Origin of the sequence: Janthinobacterium sp. J1-1 (assembly GCF_030944405.1) — a bacterium.
GTDB lineage: Bacteria > Pseudomonadota > Gammaproteobacteria > Burkholderiales > Burkholderiaceae_D > Janthinobacterium.
Genome location: NZ_CP132339.1, coordinates 149400 through 167318, shown reverse-complemented (window position 1 = coordinate 167318; position 17919 = coordinate 149400). Strand labels below are relative to the sequence as shown.

Annotated in this window: 8 protein-coding genes, 2 tRNA genes and 3 rRNA genes; 9 read left to right on the top strand and 4 right to left on the bottom strand. The window is 58.6% G+C overall.

Going from position 1 to position 17919, the window contains the following annotated elements; all coding sequences use genetic code 11:
- Positions 1-23: 23 nt before the first annotated feature.
- On the bottom strand, positions 24-959 hold the full coding sequence (gene choX / locus Q8L25_RS00715; protein ID WP_308923094.1) for a choline ABC transporter substrate-binding protein: 936 nt from the start codon (positions 957-959) through the stop codon (positions 24-26).
- The gene (gene betC, locus Q8L25_RS00710; RefSeq protein ID WP_308925624.1) at positions 956-2512 is read right to left on the bottom strand and encodes a choline-sulfatase; all 1557 of its coding nucleotides are present in this window, start codon (positions 2510-2512) and stop codon (positions 956-958) included. Before betC ends, choX begins: the two co-directional genes overlap by 4 nt.
- Between betC and Q8L25_RS00705 the strand changes: the two genes are divergently transcribed.
- From Q8L25_RS00705 to rrf, 6 genes are all read left to right on the top strand, one after another.
- Positions 2502-3182, top strand: coding sequence for a LysR substrate-binding domain-containing protein (locus tag Q8L25_RS00705; protein WP_308923093.1), 681 nt, complete (start codon positions 2502-2504; stop codon positions 3180-3182). The genes betC and Q8L25_RS00705 overlap by 11 nt on opposite strands.
- A 415-nt stretch (positions 3183-3597) precedes the next feature.
- Positions 3598-5129 (top strand): 16S ribosomal RNA (locus Q8L25_RS00700).
- Between the two features lie 98 nt (positions 5130-5227).
- Positions 5228-5304: transfer RNA gene (locus Q8L25_RS00695), tRNA-Ile, on the top strand.
- A gap of 24 nt (positions 5305-5328) precedes the next feature.
- Positions 5329-5404 (top strand) — tRNA-Ala (locus Q8L25_RS00690).
- Between the two features lie 259 nt (positions 5405-5663).
- A 23S ribosomal RNA gene (locus tag Q8L25_RS00685) occupies positions 5664-8539 on the top strand.
- A 139-nt stretch (positions 8540-8678) separates the two neighbouring features.
- Positions 8679-8791 (top strand): 5S ribosomal RNA (gene rrf, locus Q8L25_RS00680).
- Together the 16S, 23S and 5S rRNA genes with 2 tRNA genes alongside form the textbook arrangement of a ribosomal RNA operon.
- A 168-nt stretch (positions 8792-8959) precedes the next feature.
- Here the strand turns inward: rrf and dacB are convergent.
- Positions 8960-10462, bottom strand: coding sequence for a D-alanyl-D-alanine carboxypeptidase/D-alanyl-D-alanine-endopeptidase (dacB, locus tag Q8L25_RS00675; protein WP_308923092.1), 1503 nt, complete (start codon positions 10460-10462; stop codon positions 8960-8962).
- A gap of 8 nt (positions 10463-10470) precedes the next feature.
- Positions 10471-11709: a nucleoside recognition domain-containing protein gene (locus Q8L25_RS00670; RefSeq protein ID WP_308923091.1), complete on the bottom strand. Its 1239-nt coding sequence runs from the start codon at positions 11707-11709 to the stop codon at positions 10471-10473.
- A gap of 195 nt (positions 11710-11904) precedes the next feature.
- On the opposite strand from Q8L25_RS00670, the gene Q8L25_RS00665 reads away from it, so the two are divergent.
- The 3 genes from Q8L25_RS00665 to Q8L25_RS00655 all read left to right on the top strand — a co-directional run bounded on the left by Q8L25_RS00665 (position 11905) and on the right by Q8L25_RS00655 (position 17828).
- Entirely contained in the window at positions 11905-13710 is a 1806-nt protein-coding gene (locus Q8L25_RS00665; RefSeq protein WP_308923090.1) for an ABC transporter substrate-binding protein, read from the top strand.
- Between the two features lie 217 nt (positions 13711-13927).
- Positions 13928-16681: a TonB-dependent receptor gene (locus Q8L25_RS00660; protein WP_308923089.1), complete on the top strand. Its 2754-nt coding sequence runs from the start codon at positions 13928-13930 to the stop codon at positions 16679-16681.
- A gap of 70 nt (positions 16682-16751) precedes the next feature.
- Positions 16752-17828 (top strand): LD-carboxypeptidase, encoded by a 1077-nt coding sequence (locus Q8L25_RS00655; RefSeq protein WP_308923088.1) that lies wholly within the window; start codon positions 16752-16754, stop codon positions 17826-17828.
- The last annotated feature ends 91 nt before the right edge of the window (positions 17829-17919 follow it).

Here is a 17919-nt window from a genome sequence, read left to right as displayed (position 1 = left end):
GGTGGTGTGGGAATGAGAAAGAATCAGGGCTGCGCAAGGCGCGCACGCACGGCGGCTGCGCCGTCGGCGCCGCTGCGGGTGGTCACGCCGGCCAGCCAGGCATTGATCAGCTCTGGCCTGGCGCACAATTGGCGCAGGGCGGCGGCGCGCGCCGTCTGTTTCTTGTCGAGCATGTCGGCCATGATGGCGTGCTCGAGCGCGACAGTGAATTCCAGCTGCGCAAACAGTTTTCCCGGATTCGGGCAGGCGGCACGGTAGCCGCGGCGCGCCACCGTGTTGACACTGGCGCTGCCGAAACGCGGGCCGAAATACTGGTCGCCGCCATCGAGGTAGACCAGCTTGAAGTTGTTGTTCATCTGGTGCGGCTCCCACGCCAGGAACACGATCCACTGCTGGCCACGGTTCTTGCGGGCTACCTGGCTCAGCATGCCCTGTTCGCTCGATTCGACCAGTGTCCAGCCACTGAGCGCATAACTTTTTTCCGCCAGCATTTTCTTGATGGTCTGGTTGGCGGGCGCGCCCGATTCGATGCCGTAGATCTTGCGGTCGAACTTGTCCGCATGTTTGGCCAGATCGCTGAAGGTGCGCACGCCGGCGCGCGCCACATAGTCGGGCACGGCCAGGGTGAACTTGGCGTCAGGCAGGTTGGCGCGCACGGTCTCGATCGTGCCGGCCTGCAGCAACGGCGTCACGAGTTGCTTCTGGGCCGGCATCCAGTTGCCGAGGAACACATCGACCTGGCCCTTCTGCAGACCCGCATAGGCGATCGGTACCGACAGCGGCATTACCTTCTGTTCATAGCCGAGCGCTTCGAGCACGATGCCGGCCAGGGCATTGGTGGCGCCGATATCGGTCCAGCCGGGGTCTGCCATGCGTACCAGGCGGCAGGCGTCAGGTTCGGCGGCGTGAATCGGCAAGATGGCTGCGCACAGCAGGGCTGCCAGGAAAAGACGTTTCATGCATCGCTCCGTTGCGGGACAGGAAAACGGGCGCGTGCTTCCAGCGCATCGAGGTCCAGGTGATTGCGGATATAGCGGCGGCTGGCGTCGTGCGGCGGCTGATAGTCCCAGGCGTGATACGCGCCCAGCATATTGGCCGCGCCGATAAAGCGGCGGCGGACCTGGCTGGCGACCACTTGTTCATGCAGCTGGGGCAGGTTCCAGCGGTTGGCGACCTGTGCGCGAAAGCCTTGCAGCACTTCAACGCTGCCGGCGTCCTGCGCCAGGTTGCGCAATTCGTCGGGGTCGCTGGGCAAGTGATACAGCTGGTCCGGGTCGGTGGCCGCATGGATGAATTTATAATCGCCCTGGCGCAGCATGACGATCGGACCCAGTGCGCCTTCGCCCAGGTATTCGGCCGCCACTTCATCGTGGCCGCCCCGTTGTTGCAGATGCGGCAGCAGGCTGCGGCCGTCCAGCTCCAGCGGAAAGTCGGCGCTGGCCGATGGCGTTTCGCCGCCATGGGCCAGGTCGAGCAGGGTCGGCAGCAGGTCGACATGTGACACCGAGGCGGCGACCCGGTGCGCGGCAAAGCGCTGCGGCGCATGGATAATCAGCGGTACGCGGGCGGACGGCTCGAAAAAACTCATCTTGTACCAGAGGCTCCGTTCGCCCAGCATGTCGCCATGGTCGGAGGTGACGATGATGATGGTGTTGTCCAGCTGTCCGCTGTGTTCCAGTGCGCGCAGCAGCACGCCGAACTGCTCGTCGACATACGAGATGGCGCCGTAATAGGCGCGCCGCGCCTGGCGTACCTGCTGCGGCGTGACCGGTGTCTGGTCGAGGCCGCTTACCGCGCGCAGGCGGCGTGAATGCGGATCGTCATCCTGCGGCGCAGCGGGCACGCGCGGCATGTCGATTTCTTCGTCGCTATATAGCTCCCAGTAAGGCGAGGATATCGCGTACGGGTCATGCGGATGGGTCAGCGAGACCGTCATGCAGAACGGGCGCTGGTCGGGATCGCGCGCCAGGTCGAACAGCTTCTGGCGCGCCGCGAACACCACTTCATCGTCGAAGTCGAGCTGGTTGCTGCGCACGCAGTGGCCGGCATCGGTTACCGACGTCATATTGTGGTACCAGCTGGGGCGCACGTCCGGGCGTTGCCAGTCCGGTGTCCAGCCGAAATCGGCCGGGTAGATATCGGTGGTCAGACGCTCTTCGAAACCGTGCAACTGGTCGGCGCCGCAAAAATGCATCTTGCCCGACAAAATGGTGCGATAGCCGGCATGGCGCAAATAATGCGCATAGGTCACCGCTTCGGACGACAGTGCCGCCGCATTGTCATGGCCGCCCGTTTTCGACGGCAGCTTGCCGCTCATCAGCGCGTAGCGTGAAGGCGCGCACAGGGGCGAGTTGCAATAGGCCGATTCGAATACCACGCCTGCCGACGCCAGCGCATCGATATGCGGCGTGCGCGTAACCTGGTTGCCGTAAGCGGCCAGGGCGCCAGGGGTGAGCCTGACGGCGGACGGCGCCGCCCTGCACGAGGCGGTAAGGGAACACTTGGCCGCCATCCACGTGGCGGTCGACAAGATCCGCACGCGGCGTACGCGGCAGGTGCTGACGGTGGCGGCCGACTTCGGCTTTGCCCAGTTCTGGCTGATGCCGCGCCTGGCGGAGTTTCAGCAGCGGCGCCCGGAGCTGGACGTGCGCATCGTCACCTCGCAACAGGCGTTTGATATCCGCGGCGAAGCGGTCGACCTGGCGATTTCGTTTGGCGACGGGCAATGGCCGGGCTGCGATGCGCAGCAAATCCTGCCGGAAGAGGTGGTGCCTGTGTGCAGCCCGGCCATGCTGGAACGGCATCTGGCGGCCGGCGGCACGCCGGCGCAAGTGATGGCCTTGCCCTTGCTGCATCTGGGCAGCAGCGGCCAGGAACCGTGGATGACCTGGCAGGAATGGGCGCAGCTGCAGGGCTTGCCAAGCGACGGCGAGCTGCAGAGCCTGACCTTGGGCAATTATCCCTTGCTGATCCAGGCGGCCGTCGCCGGTCACGGCGTCGCGCTGGGCTGGCGTCCGCTGGTCGATGCGCTGCTGCGTGATGGTCAGCTGGCCAGCCTGCCGGTGCCGTCCTTGCGCACACGGCGCGGCTACTTCCTGGTGCAGCCGCGCGGGCGTGAGCCATGGGAGGCGCTGGACAGCTTTCGCGAGTGGATCGTGGCTGGTTGCGAAGAGCTTAAATAGTCCTTGCAGGCCACGCGGCGCTTGGCTATAATTCGCCCCCTCGCTGAACGACGCATGCAAATGCCGAGTGAAGCAGAAAAAAGAAGGTGTTGACGGATTTAGCGAAATGCTTCATACTCTTCCTTCTTCGCAGCTGACAAACACAACGCTTTGTCGATAGCGCGAAACGTAGCACCGAATACCGTTCTTTAACAATTAACAGTCGATAAGTGTGGGCATTTGATGAAGTGCAGCAGTGATCTTCGGATTGCTGTAAAACTTAAAATATCAAATGTTCACAAGAAATAATGAAATAGGATACTTCTTCGGAAGTAGCCTGTCAGTTTTTTGAGTGAGCAAACACCTCGCAATGCGAGGGGTTTGAACCGATTAAAAGGTTCGACCATGCCAATAAAATGGCAAAGTAACAGAGATTAAACTGAAGAGTTTGATCCTGGCTCAGATTGAACGCTGGCGGCATGCCTTACACATGCAAGTCGAACGGCAGCACGGAGCTTGCTCTGGTGGCGAGTGGCGAACGGGTGAGTAATATATCGGAACGTACCCTGGAGTGGGGGATAACGTAGCGAAAGTTACGCTAATACCGCATACGATCTACGGATGAAAGTGGGGGATCGCAAGACCTCATGCTCGTGGAGCGGCCGATATCTGATTAGCTAGTTGGTAGGGTAAAAGCCTACCAAGGCATCGATCAGTAGCTGGTCTGAGAGGACGACCAGCCACACTGGAACTGAGACACGGTCCAGACTCCTACGGGAGGCAGCAGTGGGGAATTTTGGACAATGGGCGCAAGCCTGATCCAGCAATGCCGCGTGAGTGAAGAAGGCCTTCGGGTTGTAAAGCTCTTTTGTCAGGGAAGAAACGGTGGGAGCTAATATCTCCTGCTAATGACGGTACCTGAAGAATAAGCACCGGCTAACTACGTGCCAGCAGCCGCGGTAATACGTAGGGTGCAAGCGTTAATCGGAATTACTGGGCGTAAAGCGTGCGCAGGCGGGTTTTGTAAGTCTGATGTGAAATCCCCGGGCTCAACCTGGGAATTGCATTGGAGACTGCAAGGCTAGAATCTGGCAGAGGGGGGTAGAATTCCACGTGTAGCAGTGAAATGCGTAGATATGTGGAGGAACACCGATGGCGAAGGCAGCCCCCTGGGTCAAGATTGACGCTCATGCACGAAAGCGTGGGGAGCAAACAGGATTAGATACCCTGGTAGTCCACGCCCTAAACGATGTCTACTAGTTGTCGGGTCTTAATTGACTTGGTAACGCAGCTAACGCGTGAAGTAGACCGCCTGGGGAGTACGGTCGCAAGATTAAAACTCAAAGGAATTGACGGGGACCCGCACAAGCGGTGGATGATGTGGATTAATTCGATGCAACGCGAAAAACCTTACCTACCCTTGACATGGCTGGAATCCTTGAGAGATCAGGGAGTGCTCGAAAGAGAACCAGTACACAGGTGCTGCATGGCTGTCGTCAGCTCGTGTCGTGAGATGTTGGGTTAAGTCCCGCAACGAGCGCAACCCTTGTCATTAGTTGCTACGAAAGGGCACTCTAATGAGACTGCCGGTGACAAACCGGAGGAAGGTGGGGATGACGTCAAGTCCTCATGGCCCTTATGGGTAGGGCTTCACACGTCATACAATGGTACATACAGAGCGCCGCCAACCCGCGAGGGGGAGCTAATCGCAGAAAGTGTATCGTAGTCCGGATTGTAGTCTGCAACTCGACTGCATGAAGTTGGAATCGCTAGTAATCGCGGATCAGCATGTCGCGGTGAATACGTTCCCGGGTCTTGTACACACCGCCCGTCACACCATGGGAGCGGGTTTTACCAGAAGTAGGTAGCTTAACCGCAAGGAGGGCGCTTACCACGGTAGGATTCGTGACTGGGGTGAAGTCGTAACAAGGTAGCCGTATCGGAAGGTGCGGCTGGATCACCTCCTTTCTAGAGTTTGCACGAGGCAGCAATGCTTCACCATCAAATGTTCACACTTATCGACTGTTAGCTGAAGAAGAAACAGTAGTCGTCAGTAGCACCGCGTTGGGGCTGTAGCTCAGCTGGTTAGAGCACCGTGTTGATAACGCGGGGGTCGTTGGTTCGAGTCCAACCAGCCCTACCAGTAATACCCGAGTAGTCATACCCAGGGGGATTAGCTCAGCTGGGAGAGCACCTGCTTTGCAAGCAGGGGGTCGTCGGTTCGATCCCGTCATCCTCCACCACTTAAAAGTGCAAACGTAAATCAGTGTTGAATACAACACCGGGATTTAGGTTTGATCTTTTAGCGATCATTGCTGTTTCGTTCTTTAACAATCTGGAAGAAGTAAAGATTATTTATTGATCAAGTCTATGCGTGCAGGAATGCATGAGGCGACTTGATGGGTAATGATTGTATGTATCAACAAACAAGCAACAACGTTGTACTTTCTTATCCCTGTAGCGCTCTTTAACCATGCAAATGATTAGAGGCTAACGTTATAGGGACAAGCGAATAAGTGCACATGGTGGATGCCTTGGCGATTACAGGCGATGAAGGACGTAGTAGCTTGCGATAAGCTGCGGGGAGTGAGCAAACACACTTTGATCCGCAGATTTCCGAATGGGGCAACCCACCCTTTTAGGGTATTGCATACTGAATACATAGGTATGCAAGGCGAACGCGGCGAACTGAAACATCTAAGTAGCTGCAGGAAAAGAAATCAACCGAGATTCCCAAAGTAGCGGCGAGCGAAATGGGAAGAGCCTGTACGTGATAGTCGGACCGATAACAGAATCCTCTGGAAATAGGAGCCATAGTGGGTGATAGCCCCGTATGTGAAATCGGACCGGTGGTACTAAGCGTACGACAAGTAGGGCGGGACACGTGACATCCTGTCTGAATATGGGGGGACCATCCTCCAAGGCTAAATACTCGTAATCGACCGATAGTGAACCAGTACCGTGAGGGAAAGGCGAAAAGAACCCCGGAAGGGGAGTGAAATAGATCCTGAAACCGTGTGCATACAAACAGTAGGAGCGGACTTGTTCCGTGACTGCGTACCTTTTGTATAATGGGTCAGCGACTTACATTCAGTGGCAAGGTTAACCAGATAGGGAAGCCGTAGAGAAATCGAGTCCGAATAGGGCGATCAGTCGCTGGGTGTAGACCCGAAACCAAGTGATCTACTCATGGCCAGGATGAAGGTGCGGTAACACGCCCTGGAGGTCCGAACCCACTAATGTTGAAAAATTAGGGGATGAGCTGTGGGTAGGGGTGAAAGGCTAAACAAACTTGGAAATAGCTGGTTCTCTCCGAAAACTATTTAGGTAGTGCCTCAAGTATCACCATCGGGGGTAGAGCACTGTTATGGCTAGGGGGTCATTGCGACTTACCAACCCATTGCAAACTCCGAATACCGATGAGTGCGAGCTTGGGAGACAGACGTCGGGTGCTAACGTCCGGCGTCAAGAGGGAAACAACCCAGACCGCCAGCTAAGGTCCCAAACATTGGCTAAGTGGAAAACGAAGTGGGAAGGCTAAAACAGTCAGGATGTTGGCTTAGAAGCAGCCATCATTTAAAGAAAGCGTAATAGCTCACTGATCGAGTCGTCCTGCGCGGAAGATGTAACGGGGCTAAGCCAGTCACCGAAGCTGCGGATATCCTTTATTGGATATGGTAGGAGAGCGTTCTGTAAGCCTGCGAAGGTGTCTTGTAAAGGATGCTGGAGGTATCAGAAGTGCGAATGCTGACATGAGTAGCGATAATGGGGGTGAAAAGCCTCCACGCCGTAAGCCCAAGGTTTCCTGTTCAACGTTCATCGGAGCAGGGTGAGTCGGCCCCTAAGGCGAGGCAGAGATGCGTAGCTGATGGGAAGCAGGTTAATATTCCTGCACCGTCGTATGATGCGATGGGGGGACGGATCGCGGAAGGTTGTCTGACTGTTGGAATAGTCAGTTTCTGTCTCATAGAAGGCGCTTAGGCAAATCCGGGCGCAGGATTCAAGGGGATGGGACGAGTGAACTTGTTCACGAAGCAATCGGAAGTGGTTCCAAGAAAAGCCTCTAAGCTTCAGTCATACGAGACCGTACCGCAAACCGACACAGGTGGGCGAGATGAGTATTCTAAGGCGCTTGAGAGAACTCGGGAGAAGGAACTCGGCAAATTGGTACCGTAACTTCGGGAAAAGGTACGCCCCGGTAGCTTGATTGGTTTACTCCATGAGGGTGAAAGTTGCAATAAACTGGTGGCTGCGACTGTTTAATAAAAACACAGCACTCTGCAAACACGAAAGTGGACGTATAGGGTGTGACGCCTGCCCGGTGCTGGAAGATTAAATGATGGGGTGCAAGCTCTTGATTGAAGTCCCAGTAAACGGCGGCCGTAACTATAACGGTCCTAAAGGTAGCGAAATTCCTTGTCGGGTAAGTTCCGACCTGCACGAATGTGCGTAACGATGGCCACACTGTCTCCTACCGAGACTCAGCGAAGTTGAAATGTTTGTGATGATGCAATCTACCCGCGGCTAGACGGAAAGACCCCATGAACCTTTACTGTAGCTTTGCATTGGACTTTGAACCAATCTGTGTAGGATAGGTGGGAGGCTTTGAAGCGGGGACGCTAGTTCTCGTGGAGCCAACCTTGAAATACCACCCTGGTTTGTTTGAGGTTCTAACCTTGGTCCGTGATCCGGATCGGGGACAGTGCATGGTAGGCAGTTTGACTGGGGCGGTCTCCTCCTAAAGTGTAACGGAGGAGTTCGAAGGTACGCTAGATACGGTCGGACATCGTGTTGATAGTGCAATGGCATAAGCGTGCTTAACTGCGAGACTGACAAGTCGAGCAGGTACGAAAGTAGGACATAGTGATCCGGTGGTTCTGTATGGAAGGGCCATCGCTCAACGGATAAAAGGTACTCTGGGGATAACAGGCTGATTCCTCCCAAGAGTTCATATCGACGGGGGAGTTTGGCACCTCGATGTCGGCTCATCACATCCTGGGGCTGTAGCCGGTCCCAAGGGTATGGCTGTTCGCCATTTAAAGTGGTACGTGAGCTGGGTTTAAAACGTCGTGAGACAGTTTGGTCCCTATCTGCCGTGGGCGTTGGAAATTTGAAGGGGGCTGCTCCTAGTACGAGAGGACCGGAGTGGACGAACCTCTGGTGTACCGGTTGTCACGCCAGTGGCATTGCCGGGTAGCTAAGTTCGGAAGAGATAACCGCTGAAAGCATCTAAGCGGGAAACTTGCCTTGAGATGAGATTTCCCAGAGCCTTGAGCTCTTTGAAGGGTCGTTCGAGACCAGGACGTTGATAGGCTGGGTGTGGAAGTGCAGTAATGCATTAAGCTAACCAGTACTAATTGCCCGTACGGCTTGTCCCTATAACCTTAGCAGGTGCAGAGGATAAGACGGTACAACGTTGCGTGTGTGTTGATACGACATTCATTACCCAAAATCTTTGCTTCTTCCAGATTCATGACGCTGCTGCCCAATCGGGAGCAACCGTCAGTACAAGTTATGCCTGATGACCATAGCAAGTTGGTCCCACCCCTTCCCATCCCGAACAGGACCGTGAAACAACTTTGCGCCGATGATAGTGCTGCAACCAGTGTGAAAGTAGGTTATCGTCAGGCTTGTTATACGCAGTAAGAGAAAAACCCCGATCAGTGATGAGTGGGGTTTTTTTTCGTCTGAAGATTCGTTATTGTTGACCCCAAGCGAAGTCTGGGGTCAGACCCTCAATGCCGCCAACGCAGAGTTCATTGCTAGCGGGCGAGGGGGCTGACCCGGCTGTTCAAGGGTTATTGGCTTGCGATCACTGGCGTTGTACCGCTTCTGGCCACCCACTCGATCAATGCATCGACTGCCGCGCGGCCATTGCCGTTGCCCACCAGGTCGCTATTGATCATGGCCACCACCACGCATTGCTGGTTGTTGGCGTCTGGCACATAGCCGGCGATCGCCACCACATTCTTTAACGTTCCCGTCTTGATGCGGGCGCGCGCTGCCACCGGACTGCCCAGCAGGCGCTTGCGCATGGTGCCGTCCAGGGCAACGATGGGCAGGCTCGATTGGAACTCGGGCGCCCACACGCTTTGCTGCATCGCCTGCAGCACGCCGGCCAGTTGCCGCGGCGCGATGCGGCCCGTGCGCGACAGGCCGGAGCCATTGTCGATCAGCATGCCGTTCGTATCGATATTGTGGCGCTGCATCCATTCCTGGATCACTTGCCGCGAACGCGTGGCCGTGTCTTCCTGCGCCGTCATGGCCACCGGGCGGCTGCCCAGCCAGCCATCGCTTTGCAGGCTGCCGATGCTGAGGAAGAGGGTACGGGCCAGGGTGTTGTCGGACGATTTGTTGATATCACGCAGCACTTCCGGCAGGGCGCGCGCCACATGGTCGGCCAGCATGCGCGTGCCGACCGGTTCGGCACTCGGCGGCAAGCCTGTGTTTGGCGCTTCGCGCACGCTGCCGCTAATCGTGCCGCCCAGCCGCTTCCAGGTCGTGCGGAACAGCTTGTCTGCATAATCATTGCGGTCCAGCACATTGATACTGAAAGCCTTGTGGCAATTCTGTGGAAAGGTGCCGTGCAAGATGACCTGCAGCTTGCCGCCCGCATCGCGCCGGTACTCGGGTGGGCGCCAGCCATCTTCCCAGCGCGCACAATTGCCTTTTATTAGCGTCATGTCGCTGCTGATGCTGACGTTCTCCAGCGCCGGCAGCATCAGCAATTTCAATTGCTGCGCGGTCGAACTGAGCTCGATATCGAGCAGATTGGTATTGAGCAGCAAGGCGTCGGGAATCACGTTGTAGCGGAACTCGGCCGACTCATCGAACGGTGGCGCGTCGATGTCGGGCCGAGCCGGCTGGAACAGCTGGCGGTCGAGGATCAGGTCGCCCTTGATTTTCACGATGCCCTGGTTGCGCAGGGTTTGCAGCATGTGCTCCAGCACGTCCGCATTGAAGTCGGTATCCGCACCACCGCGCAAAATCAGGTCACCCTTCAGCACGCCATTGATGACGTCGGCGCTGGTGCGCAGCTCCGTGCGGCCGCGGAAGGTGGGGCCCAGCTGTTCCAGGCCGACGGCCGTGGTCACCAGTTTCATGGTCGACGCCGGCTGCATGCTGCGTTCGGCCCCATGCGACATCACTACCGTATTGCCACGCAGGACGATGGCGCCGATGGCGTCTTCGGGAATATTCGCGCTGCGCAGCAGCACGCTGACGGAGTCCGGCAATTGGGCATGCGCCGTCGACAGGCCAAGCCCGGCCAACAGGGCGGCGATCAGAACAGGACGTAACATGGTGCTCCTCAATGGAAAAAGACGTAGGCGACAAACACGGCGGTGATCACGCCGGCCAGGTCGGCGATCAGGCCGGCCGTGATGGCATAGCGCGTCTTGCGGATGCCGACCGAGCCGAAGTACAGGGCCACGATATAGAAGGTGGTGTCGGCCGAGCCTTGGAACACGCAGGCCAGGCGGCCGACAAACGAGTCGACGCCATAGGTATTCATGGCGTCGATCATCATGGCTTTCGAGCCGGAACCGCTGAGCGGCTTCATCATGGCGGTCGGCAAGGCGGGCACGAAATCCGTATTGATGCCGAGGTTGGCAAAGAACCAGTTAAAGCCGCTCATGACGAAATTGAACACGCCCGCATTGCGGATCACGCTGATCGCCACCAGCATGCCGACCAGGTAGGGAATCACGGTGATCGAGGTCTGGATGCCGCCTTTCGCCCCTTCGATAAAGGCGTCATACACATTCACTTTTTTTCGCAGCGCACCGATGATGAAGATGGCGATCACGCTGATCAAGACCAGGTTGCTGACCACCTTCGACACCAGCTCGATTTCCTGTTTCGTCAGGTATTGCGTGAAGTACCAGATCATGGCGACGATGGCGGCCGTCATGCCGCCCAGCCAGCTCAGCACGACGCTGTTGAGCAGGTTGATGCGCTGCTTGATCGAGACGGTGATGATGCCGACCACGGTGGCGACATAGGTGGCGATCATGCAGGGAATAAAGATGTCGGACGGATCGGCCGCGCCGAGGATGGAGCGCTGCGCCATGATGGCCAGTGGGATCAGGGTCAGGCCCGAGGTGTGCAGCACCAGGAACATGATCTGCGCATTGGTGGCCTCGTCCTTGTTCGGGTTCAGCGTCTGCAGGCTTTCCATCGCCTTTAAACCGAACGGCGTGGCCGCATTGTCCAGGCCCAGCAGGTTGGCCGAGAAATTCATCACCATATGGCCGGTGGCCGGGTGGTCTCTCGGAATTTCCGGGAAGATGCGCGAAAAGAACGGTGCGATCACTTTCGCCAGCCAGCCGACGATGCCGGCCTTTTCGCCGATATTCATGATGCCCAGCCACAAGGTCATCACGCCGGCCAGTGGCAGCGCGATATCCATCACGCCCATGCGCGCCGTCTCGAAGGTACCGTCGATGATGCGCTTGAAGATATCGGTATCGCCCAAAAACAGCCACTGCAGCACGGCGGCCAGGAAACCTACGAGGAAAAAGCCGGACCAGATGTAATTAAGTGCCATAGGTGATCAATGTTTGTTTTCGAGACGAGGAAAATACCTGCAAGCAAAGTATAGAGGCAGCGTGCGGCGCGTTGATGAAAGAATGCAGCAGCCGCATGCCAAAAAGTTATAAGCTGGCAGCCTGTTTTCATTGGCATCCCGTCGCCCGCCCGCGTACGCTGGCTGATGCCTGCTTTCACCTGTACTGGATCATTGATGATGTTTTTGCGTAAAACCGCCTGCGCCGCCGGCCTGGCCTTGCTGACCTTGTTTGCAACTGCCAGCCATGCCGCGCCTGAGGCGCGCGCCGGCAAGACCCTGCACCTGTTCCTGAGCACCAGCGAGACGGGTCTGGACCCGGCTGTCGCCTCCGACCTGGCCAGTCTGAACCTGATGGAAAACGTGTTCGACCCGCTGCTGCGCTACGACTACCTGGCGCGTCCGGTCAAGCTGCAGGGCAATACGGCGCGCGGCCTGCCGAAGGTCGAGGATGGCGGACTGACCTATATTTTCCAGCTCCAGCCCGGCGTCTTCTTTACGCCCGATCCGGCCTTCAAGGGCAAGCCGCGCGAAGTGACGGCGCAAGATTATGTGTACAGCCTGACGCGCTTGTACGATCCCGCGCTGAAATCGCCCTGGCTGTTTTTGCTGGAAGATAAATTGGTGGGCGATGCTGCCCTGAAGAGCAACTTCAGCTACGACAGGCCGATCGCGGGCCTGCAGGCGCTGGACAAATATACGCTGCGCATCCGCCTGAACAGCATCGATCCGAACTTCCTGTTTTACCTGGCCATGCCGGCCACCGGCGTGGTGGCGCGCGAAGTGGCCGAAGCGTACAAGGCGCCAGGCCAGATCGGCAACCATCCGGTCGGCACGGGGCCATTCATGATCACGGAATGGAAACGCAGCGACAAGATCGTGCTGCAGGCCAATCCGAATTTCCGCTCCACCGTGTTTCATGTGGACGCGGCGGCACTGGCCGCGCTGCCACCGGCCGACCAGACAATTGCCAGATCGCTGGAAGGAAAGAAACTGCCGCTGGTCGAGCGCATCGAAGTGCGCATCGTCGAGGAATACCAGTCGCGCATGCTGGGCTTCCTGAAAGGCGAGTTCGATTACCTGGAGCAGGTGCCCGAGTCGCTGACCGACATGGTGCTGGCCAACGGTGGCCTGAAGCAGGACTTGGCGGCGAAAGGCATCACCCTGGAGCGTTTCCCCGTGCTGCAGACCTATTACATGTGGATGAATATGGACGACCCGGTGCTGGGCGGCTACAGCAAGGCACGCTTGGCGCTGCGGCGCGCGATTGCCCTCAGCTACAACAGCCGCGAGGATATCGCCTTGCTGAAAAAGGGCCTGGCCCTGCCGGCGCAGTCGCCGTTGCCACCGAATGTGCTGGGCTACGACAAGGCATACCGCAGTCCCGTGTCATACGATCCGGTGCTGGCGCGCGCGCTGCTGGACCGTTACGGCTACAAGCTGGGAGCCAGTGGCTTTCGCCAGCAGCCCGATGGCACTCCTTTGACCCTCACCATGCATACGGAGCCGAGCACGGTGGGGCGGCTGCGCGACGAATTATGGCGCCGCAACCTCAATGCGATCGGCCTGCGCGTGGAATTCAAGAGCGACAAGAAGACCGAAATCATCAAGGCCTCGCGCCTGGGCAAGGTGCAGATGTTCGAGACCAACTGGATCGCGGACTTCCCCGATGGTGATAACTTTATGCAATTGTTGTACGGCCCCAACAGTGGCAGAGCCAACTACGCCCGCTTTAACTTGCCCGATTACAATAAACGCTATGAGGAGGCGCGCCTGCTGTCCGATTCGCCACGCCGGCGCAGCCTGTACTTCGACATGTCTCAGCTGATCCATGCGTATACGCCATGGGTGCTGCTGACCCATCCTATCTCGGCCGACCTGCAGCAAGCGTGGCTAAAAAACTACAGGCGCCATCCCGTGGAATTCACCTCCTGGCGCTATCTGGACGTCGATATGGCACGGGGCCGCCCCACGGCAAAGTAGGCCGGCGCTGAAAAAGGGCATTCATTCCAAAAAGTTATGGTTAGGAAAGCATTTTTCATTAGCTGGCGGCGGAAGCAACGCGCTACTCTGAAAATGAAAACAAATAAAGTCATGCGCAAACATCATAAGAAAATGTACTGCGAGACAGATGCAGCGATGTGACTAACAACCTGACTTGAAGAATTCAAGTATCGATTGCCCAATAAGGAGAAGGCCCGTGAAATTGAAGAAGCTAGCGCAGTTGATGGCATTGATAGGGGTGGCTGGCACGGCCGTTGCGCAAGAAGCGGCGCAGCAGGCGATACAACGGGTCGAAGTGACGGGCAGCAGCATCAAGCGCATCGCCAAGGAAGGCGCGCTGCCGGTGCAGGTGATCACCTACGACCAGATCGAAAAGCAGGGCATTACCAGCGCCGAGCAATTGCTGTCGACGATCTCCTCGAACGGCACCGGCGCGGACAATATGACGTCCGGCAATAACGTATTTGGCGCCGATGCCGACCGGGTCAGTGGCGGCGCCTCGTTCGCTTCGCTGCGCGGCCTGGGGCCGAACAGCACCCTGGTGCTGTTGAACGGCCGCCGCATCGCCACCCACGGCGCCAGCGGCAAGGCGGTCGACCTGAACTCGATTCCGATGGGCGCCATTTCGCGCGTGGAAATTTTGAAAGACGGCGCGTCGGCCATCTACGGTACCGACGCCATCGGCGGCGTGATCAACTTCATTCTGAAAACCAATTACAACGGCGTGGAAGCGTCGGCCACCACCAATTCCACCGAAGCGGGCGGCGGCATGAACCGCCGCGCGTCCTTGCTGGCTGGCCATGGCAACCTGGAAGAAGACGGCTACAACGTCATGATGAGCCTGACGGTCGACAATAACGACAAGCTCAGCTCGAACCAGCGCAGTTTTGCCAACGGTTTCCAGCCGGGCCGCGGCCTGTCGCCCGATACCACCGGCACGCCGTTCGCCAACCAGATGACCGGTGCCGGCACGGCCCTGGGTACCGCGTTTACGGTTCCCGGCAGCACCAATCAATACCTGCAAGCCAATCCGCTCAGTTTCACGGGCAAGTGCGATACGGTGGCCGGCATGTCGCAATACCAGACGGCGCTGTGGTCGAAAGTGACCTCGCCGCTGCGCACCACCTATTCCTGCGCCTATGACTATGGCGGCGACTATGTGATCTCCTTCCCGGTCGAGCGCGCCAATTTGCTCAGCCGCGGCACCTTCAAGCTGGCGCAGGACCATACCATGTTCGTCGAGCTGCTCGGTTCGCGCACCAAGGCCACGGCGGAATTCACGCCGATGCAGATTCAGACCACGGCGGCCAACGGCGGCCTGTATCCGGTGGGTGGCGCGTATTACCAGGACCTGTCGGCATATATCTCGACCTTTGACCGCACCAAGCCGATCGCCTACAAGTGGCGCGCCAACGATTTCGGCAACCGCACCCAGGAAAATACCACCGACAACCTGCGCTTGCTGGTCGGCTTCGAAGGGACGGTCGGCAAGTGGGACTACAAGGCGGGCGTGTCGCATGCGCAAAGCAAGACCAACACCAAGCTGACCGATGGTTATTCGTACACGGCGCAGCTGTTCCCGGCGCTGGCCAGCGGCGTGATCAACCCGTGGGTGGGTGCCGGACAAAGCCAGAGCCAGGCCGCCAGGGATCTGATCGAGTCGACCAAGTTCCGTGGCGATTTTCAACACGGCAAGACGACGCTGACCGCCATCGATGGCTCGGTGTCGGGCGAACTGCTGCAACTGCCGGCCGGCGCCATGTCGGCCGCCGTCGGTTTTGACTTGCGCCGCGAAAGCTATGCGTTTGGCCAGGATATCGACGCGACGCTGGTCTACCTGTCGCCGGGCAATGCGGCGCTGGAAAAAGCCAGCCGCAACGTCAAGGCCGTGTATGCCGAGTTGCTGGTGCCGATCATCAAGGACCTGGAAATGCAGCTGGCCTTGCGCCGCGATGACTACAGCCTGGTGGGCGCGTCGACCAATCCGAAAGTGTCGTTCCGCTACCAGCCGGCTTCCTGGCTGCTGTTCCGTGGTTCGGCCAACAAGGGTTTCCTGGCACCCAGCTTTACCCAGCTGTATTCGGGCCAGCTGTTCCAGGAATTGTCGAGCGGCGTAATCGATACGCTCGGTTGCGCGCGCCATCCTGGCGACCCGGCTTTCTGCGCACCGGCACGCCTGAATTATTTCTCGGGCGGCAATACCACACTGAAACCGGAAACCTCGAAGCAAGGCAGCGTGGGCATGGTGATCGAACCGGTCAAGGGATATTCCGCCTCGCTCGACTACTGGGCCATCAATTCCAAGGACCGCATCCTGAACCGCTCGGCTACCATCGTGCTGAACAATGCCGCCCTGCTGCCGCAGTACATCATCCGCAACGCGGACGACACCATCAACTATATCCAGGCCGGCTGGATCAATGCGGCCGGTTCGCGCACGCGCGGCGCCGACCTGAGTTTGCGTGGCGAAGGCAGCACCAACGGCTTCAAATGGAATGCGGCGCTCGATGGCACCTGGACCCAGAGCTTCAAGTTTGCCGAGATCGCCGGCCAGCCATACAAGGAGTACGTGGGCAATTTCTACACGCGCGACCTGTACTTGCGCTGGAAGCACAACGCCTCGTTCTCGCTGGCGCGCGGCGACTGGAGCGGCTTGCTGACGCAAAAATACAGCACCGGCTACAAGGACCAGGTACCGAACGGCGGCGCGCTGCCGTATCCGGTGGGCTTCAATCCGAAGGTCGGCAGCTATACTACCTACACCCTGTCGGGCACCTACACGGGCTTCAAGAACACCACCCTGACGGTTGGTATCCAGAACCTGTTCGACAAGGACCCGCCGTTCACCGCGCACAACGTCGACGATGTGGTCGGCGCCGGCTGGGATCCACGGGTGGCCGATCCGCGTGGCCGCGCCCTGTCGTTCCAGGTGAAATACAAGTTCATGTAATCCGCGCTGGCGGAACATGTTCGCAGCGGCGGCGCCTGGCGCCGCCGTTTTCTTTTCCAGAAAGGGCCGCATGAGCAGTCACCGCAGTTTTAGCCGGCGCCAGTTTGGCGGCATGCTGGCCGCCGCCGTCGGCGCGGCCGGCGCACCGGCCCTGGCCGCTGCCGCGCAGCCAAAAGGAGCACGCATGCAAGCACACCCCCTGATCAAACCGGCGCGCCTGCGCCAGGGCGACTTGGTCGCCATCATCGCCCCCGCCGGCTTTACGGACGACGACGCCATCGCCAAGGCCGTGGGCAATCTCGAATCGCTGGGCCTGCGCGTCACCCTCGGCACCAATATCCGTGCCGTGCATGGCAACTATGCCGGTACGGTGCAGCAGCGGCTCGACGACTTGCACGCGGCCTTCCGCGATCCGCAAGTGAAAGCCGTGTGGGCGATACGCGGCGGCTCGGGCTGCATCTCGCTGCTGGCGCTGATCGATTACAAGCTGATCTGCGCCAATCCGAAAATACTGATCGGCTACTCCGACATCACGGCGCTGCACCTGGCGATTCATCGCCACACGGGCCTGGTGACGTTCCATGGCCCCGTCGCTTCCTCGACGTTTTCCGAGTACACGGTGACGCATCTGAAAAATGTGCTGATGCAGCCGCAGGAGCAGTACACGATCCCGATGGCGCTGGAAAACCACCGCCGCGCGCAAACCCACGCCAACTTCACGATCCGCACCGTGCATGACGGCCAGGCGACGGGAAGGCTGACCGGCGGCAACCTGTGCATGGTCAGCGCGCTGGCCGGCACGCCGTATGCGGCCGAGTTTCACGACCGCATCTTGTTTTTGGAAGAAATCAACGAAGCGCCGTACCGGGTCGACCGCATGCTGTACCAGCTCGATCTCGCCGGCAACTTGTCGACCGCGGCGGCGCTGATGCTGGGCGTGTTCATGCATTGCGAGGCGGACGAGGGCGATATCGCCCTGAGCCTGGACCAGACGCTGGACCAGCATCTGCAGCCCTTGACGGTGCCGGCCGTGGCCGGCTATTCCTTCGGCCATATCCGCGACCAGTTCACCTTGCCGATGGGCATAATGGCCACCCTGGACGCGCAGCGCCAGACGGTGACCTTGCTGGAAGCGGCCGTCAGTTAGCTTGCGTACAGCGGTGGGCGTGAATTGTCCGTATGCTATGGTGCATGGGCGGCATGGCACAAGGCCATGCCGTTTCATTCACCAGGTGTAC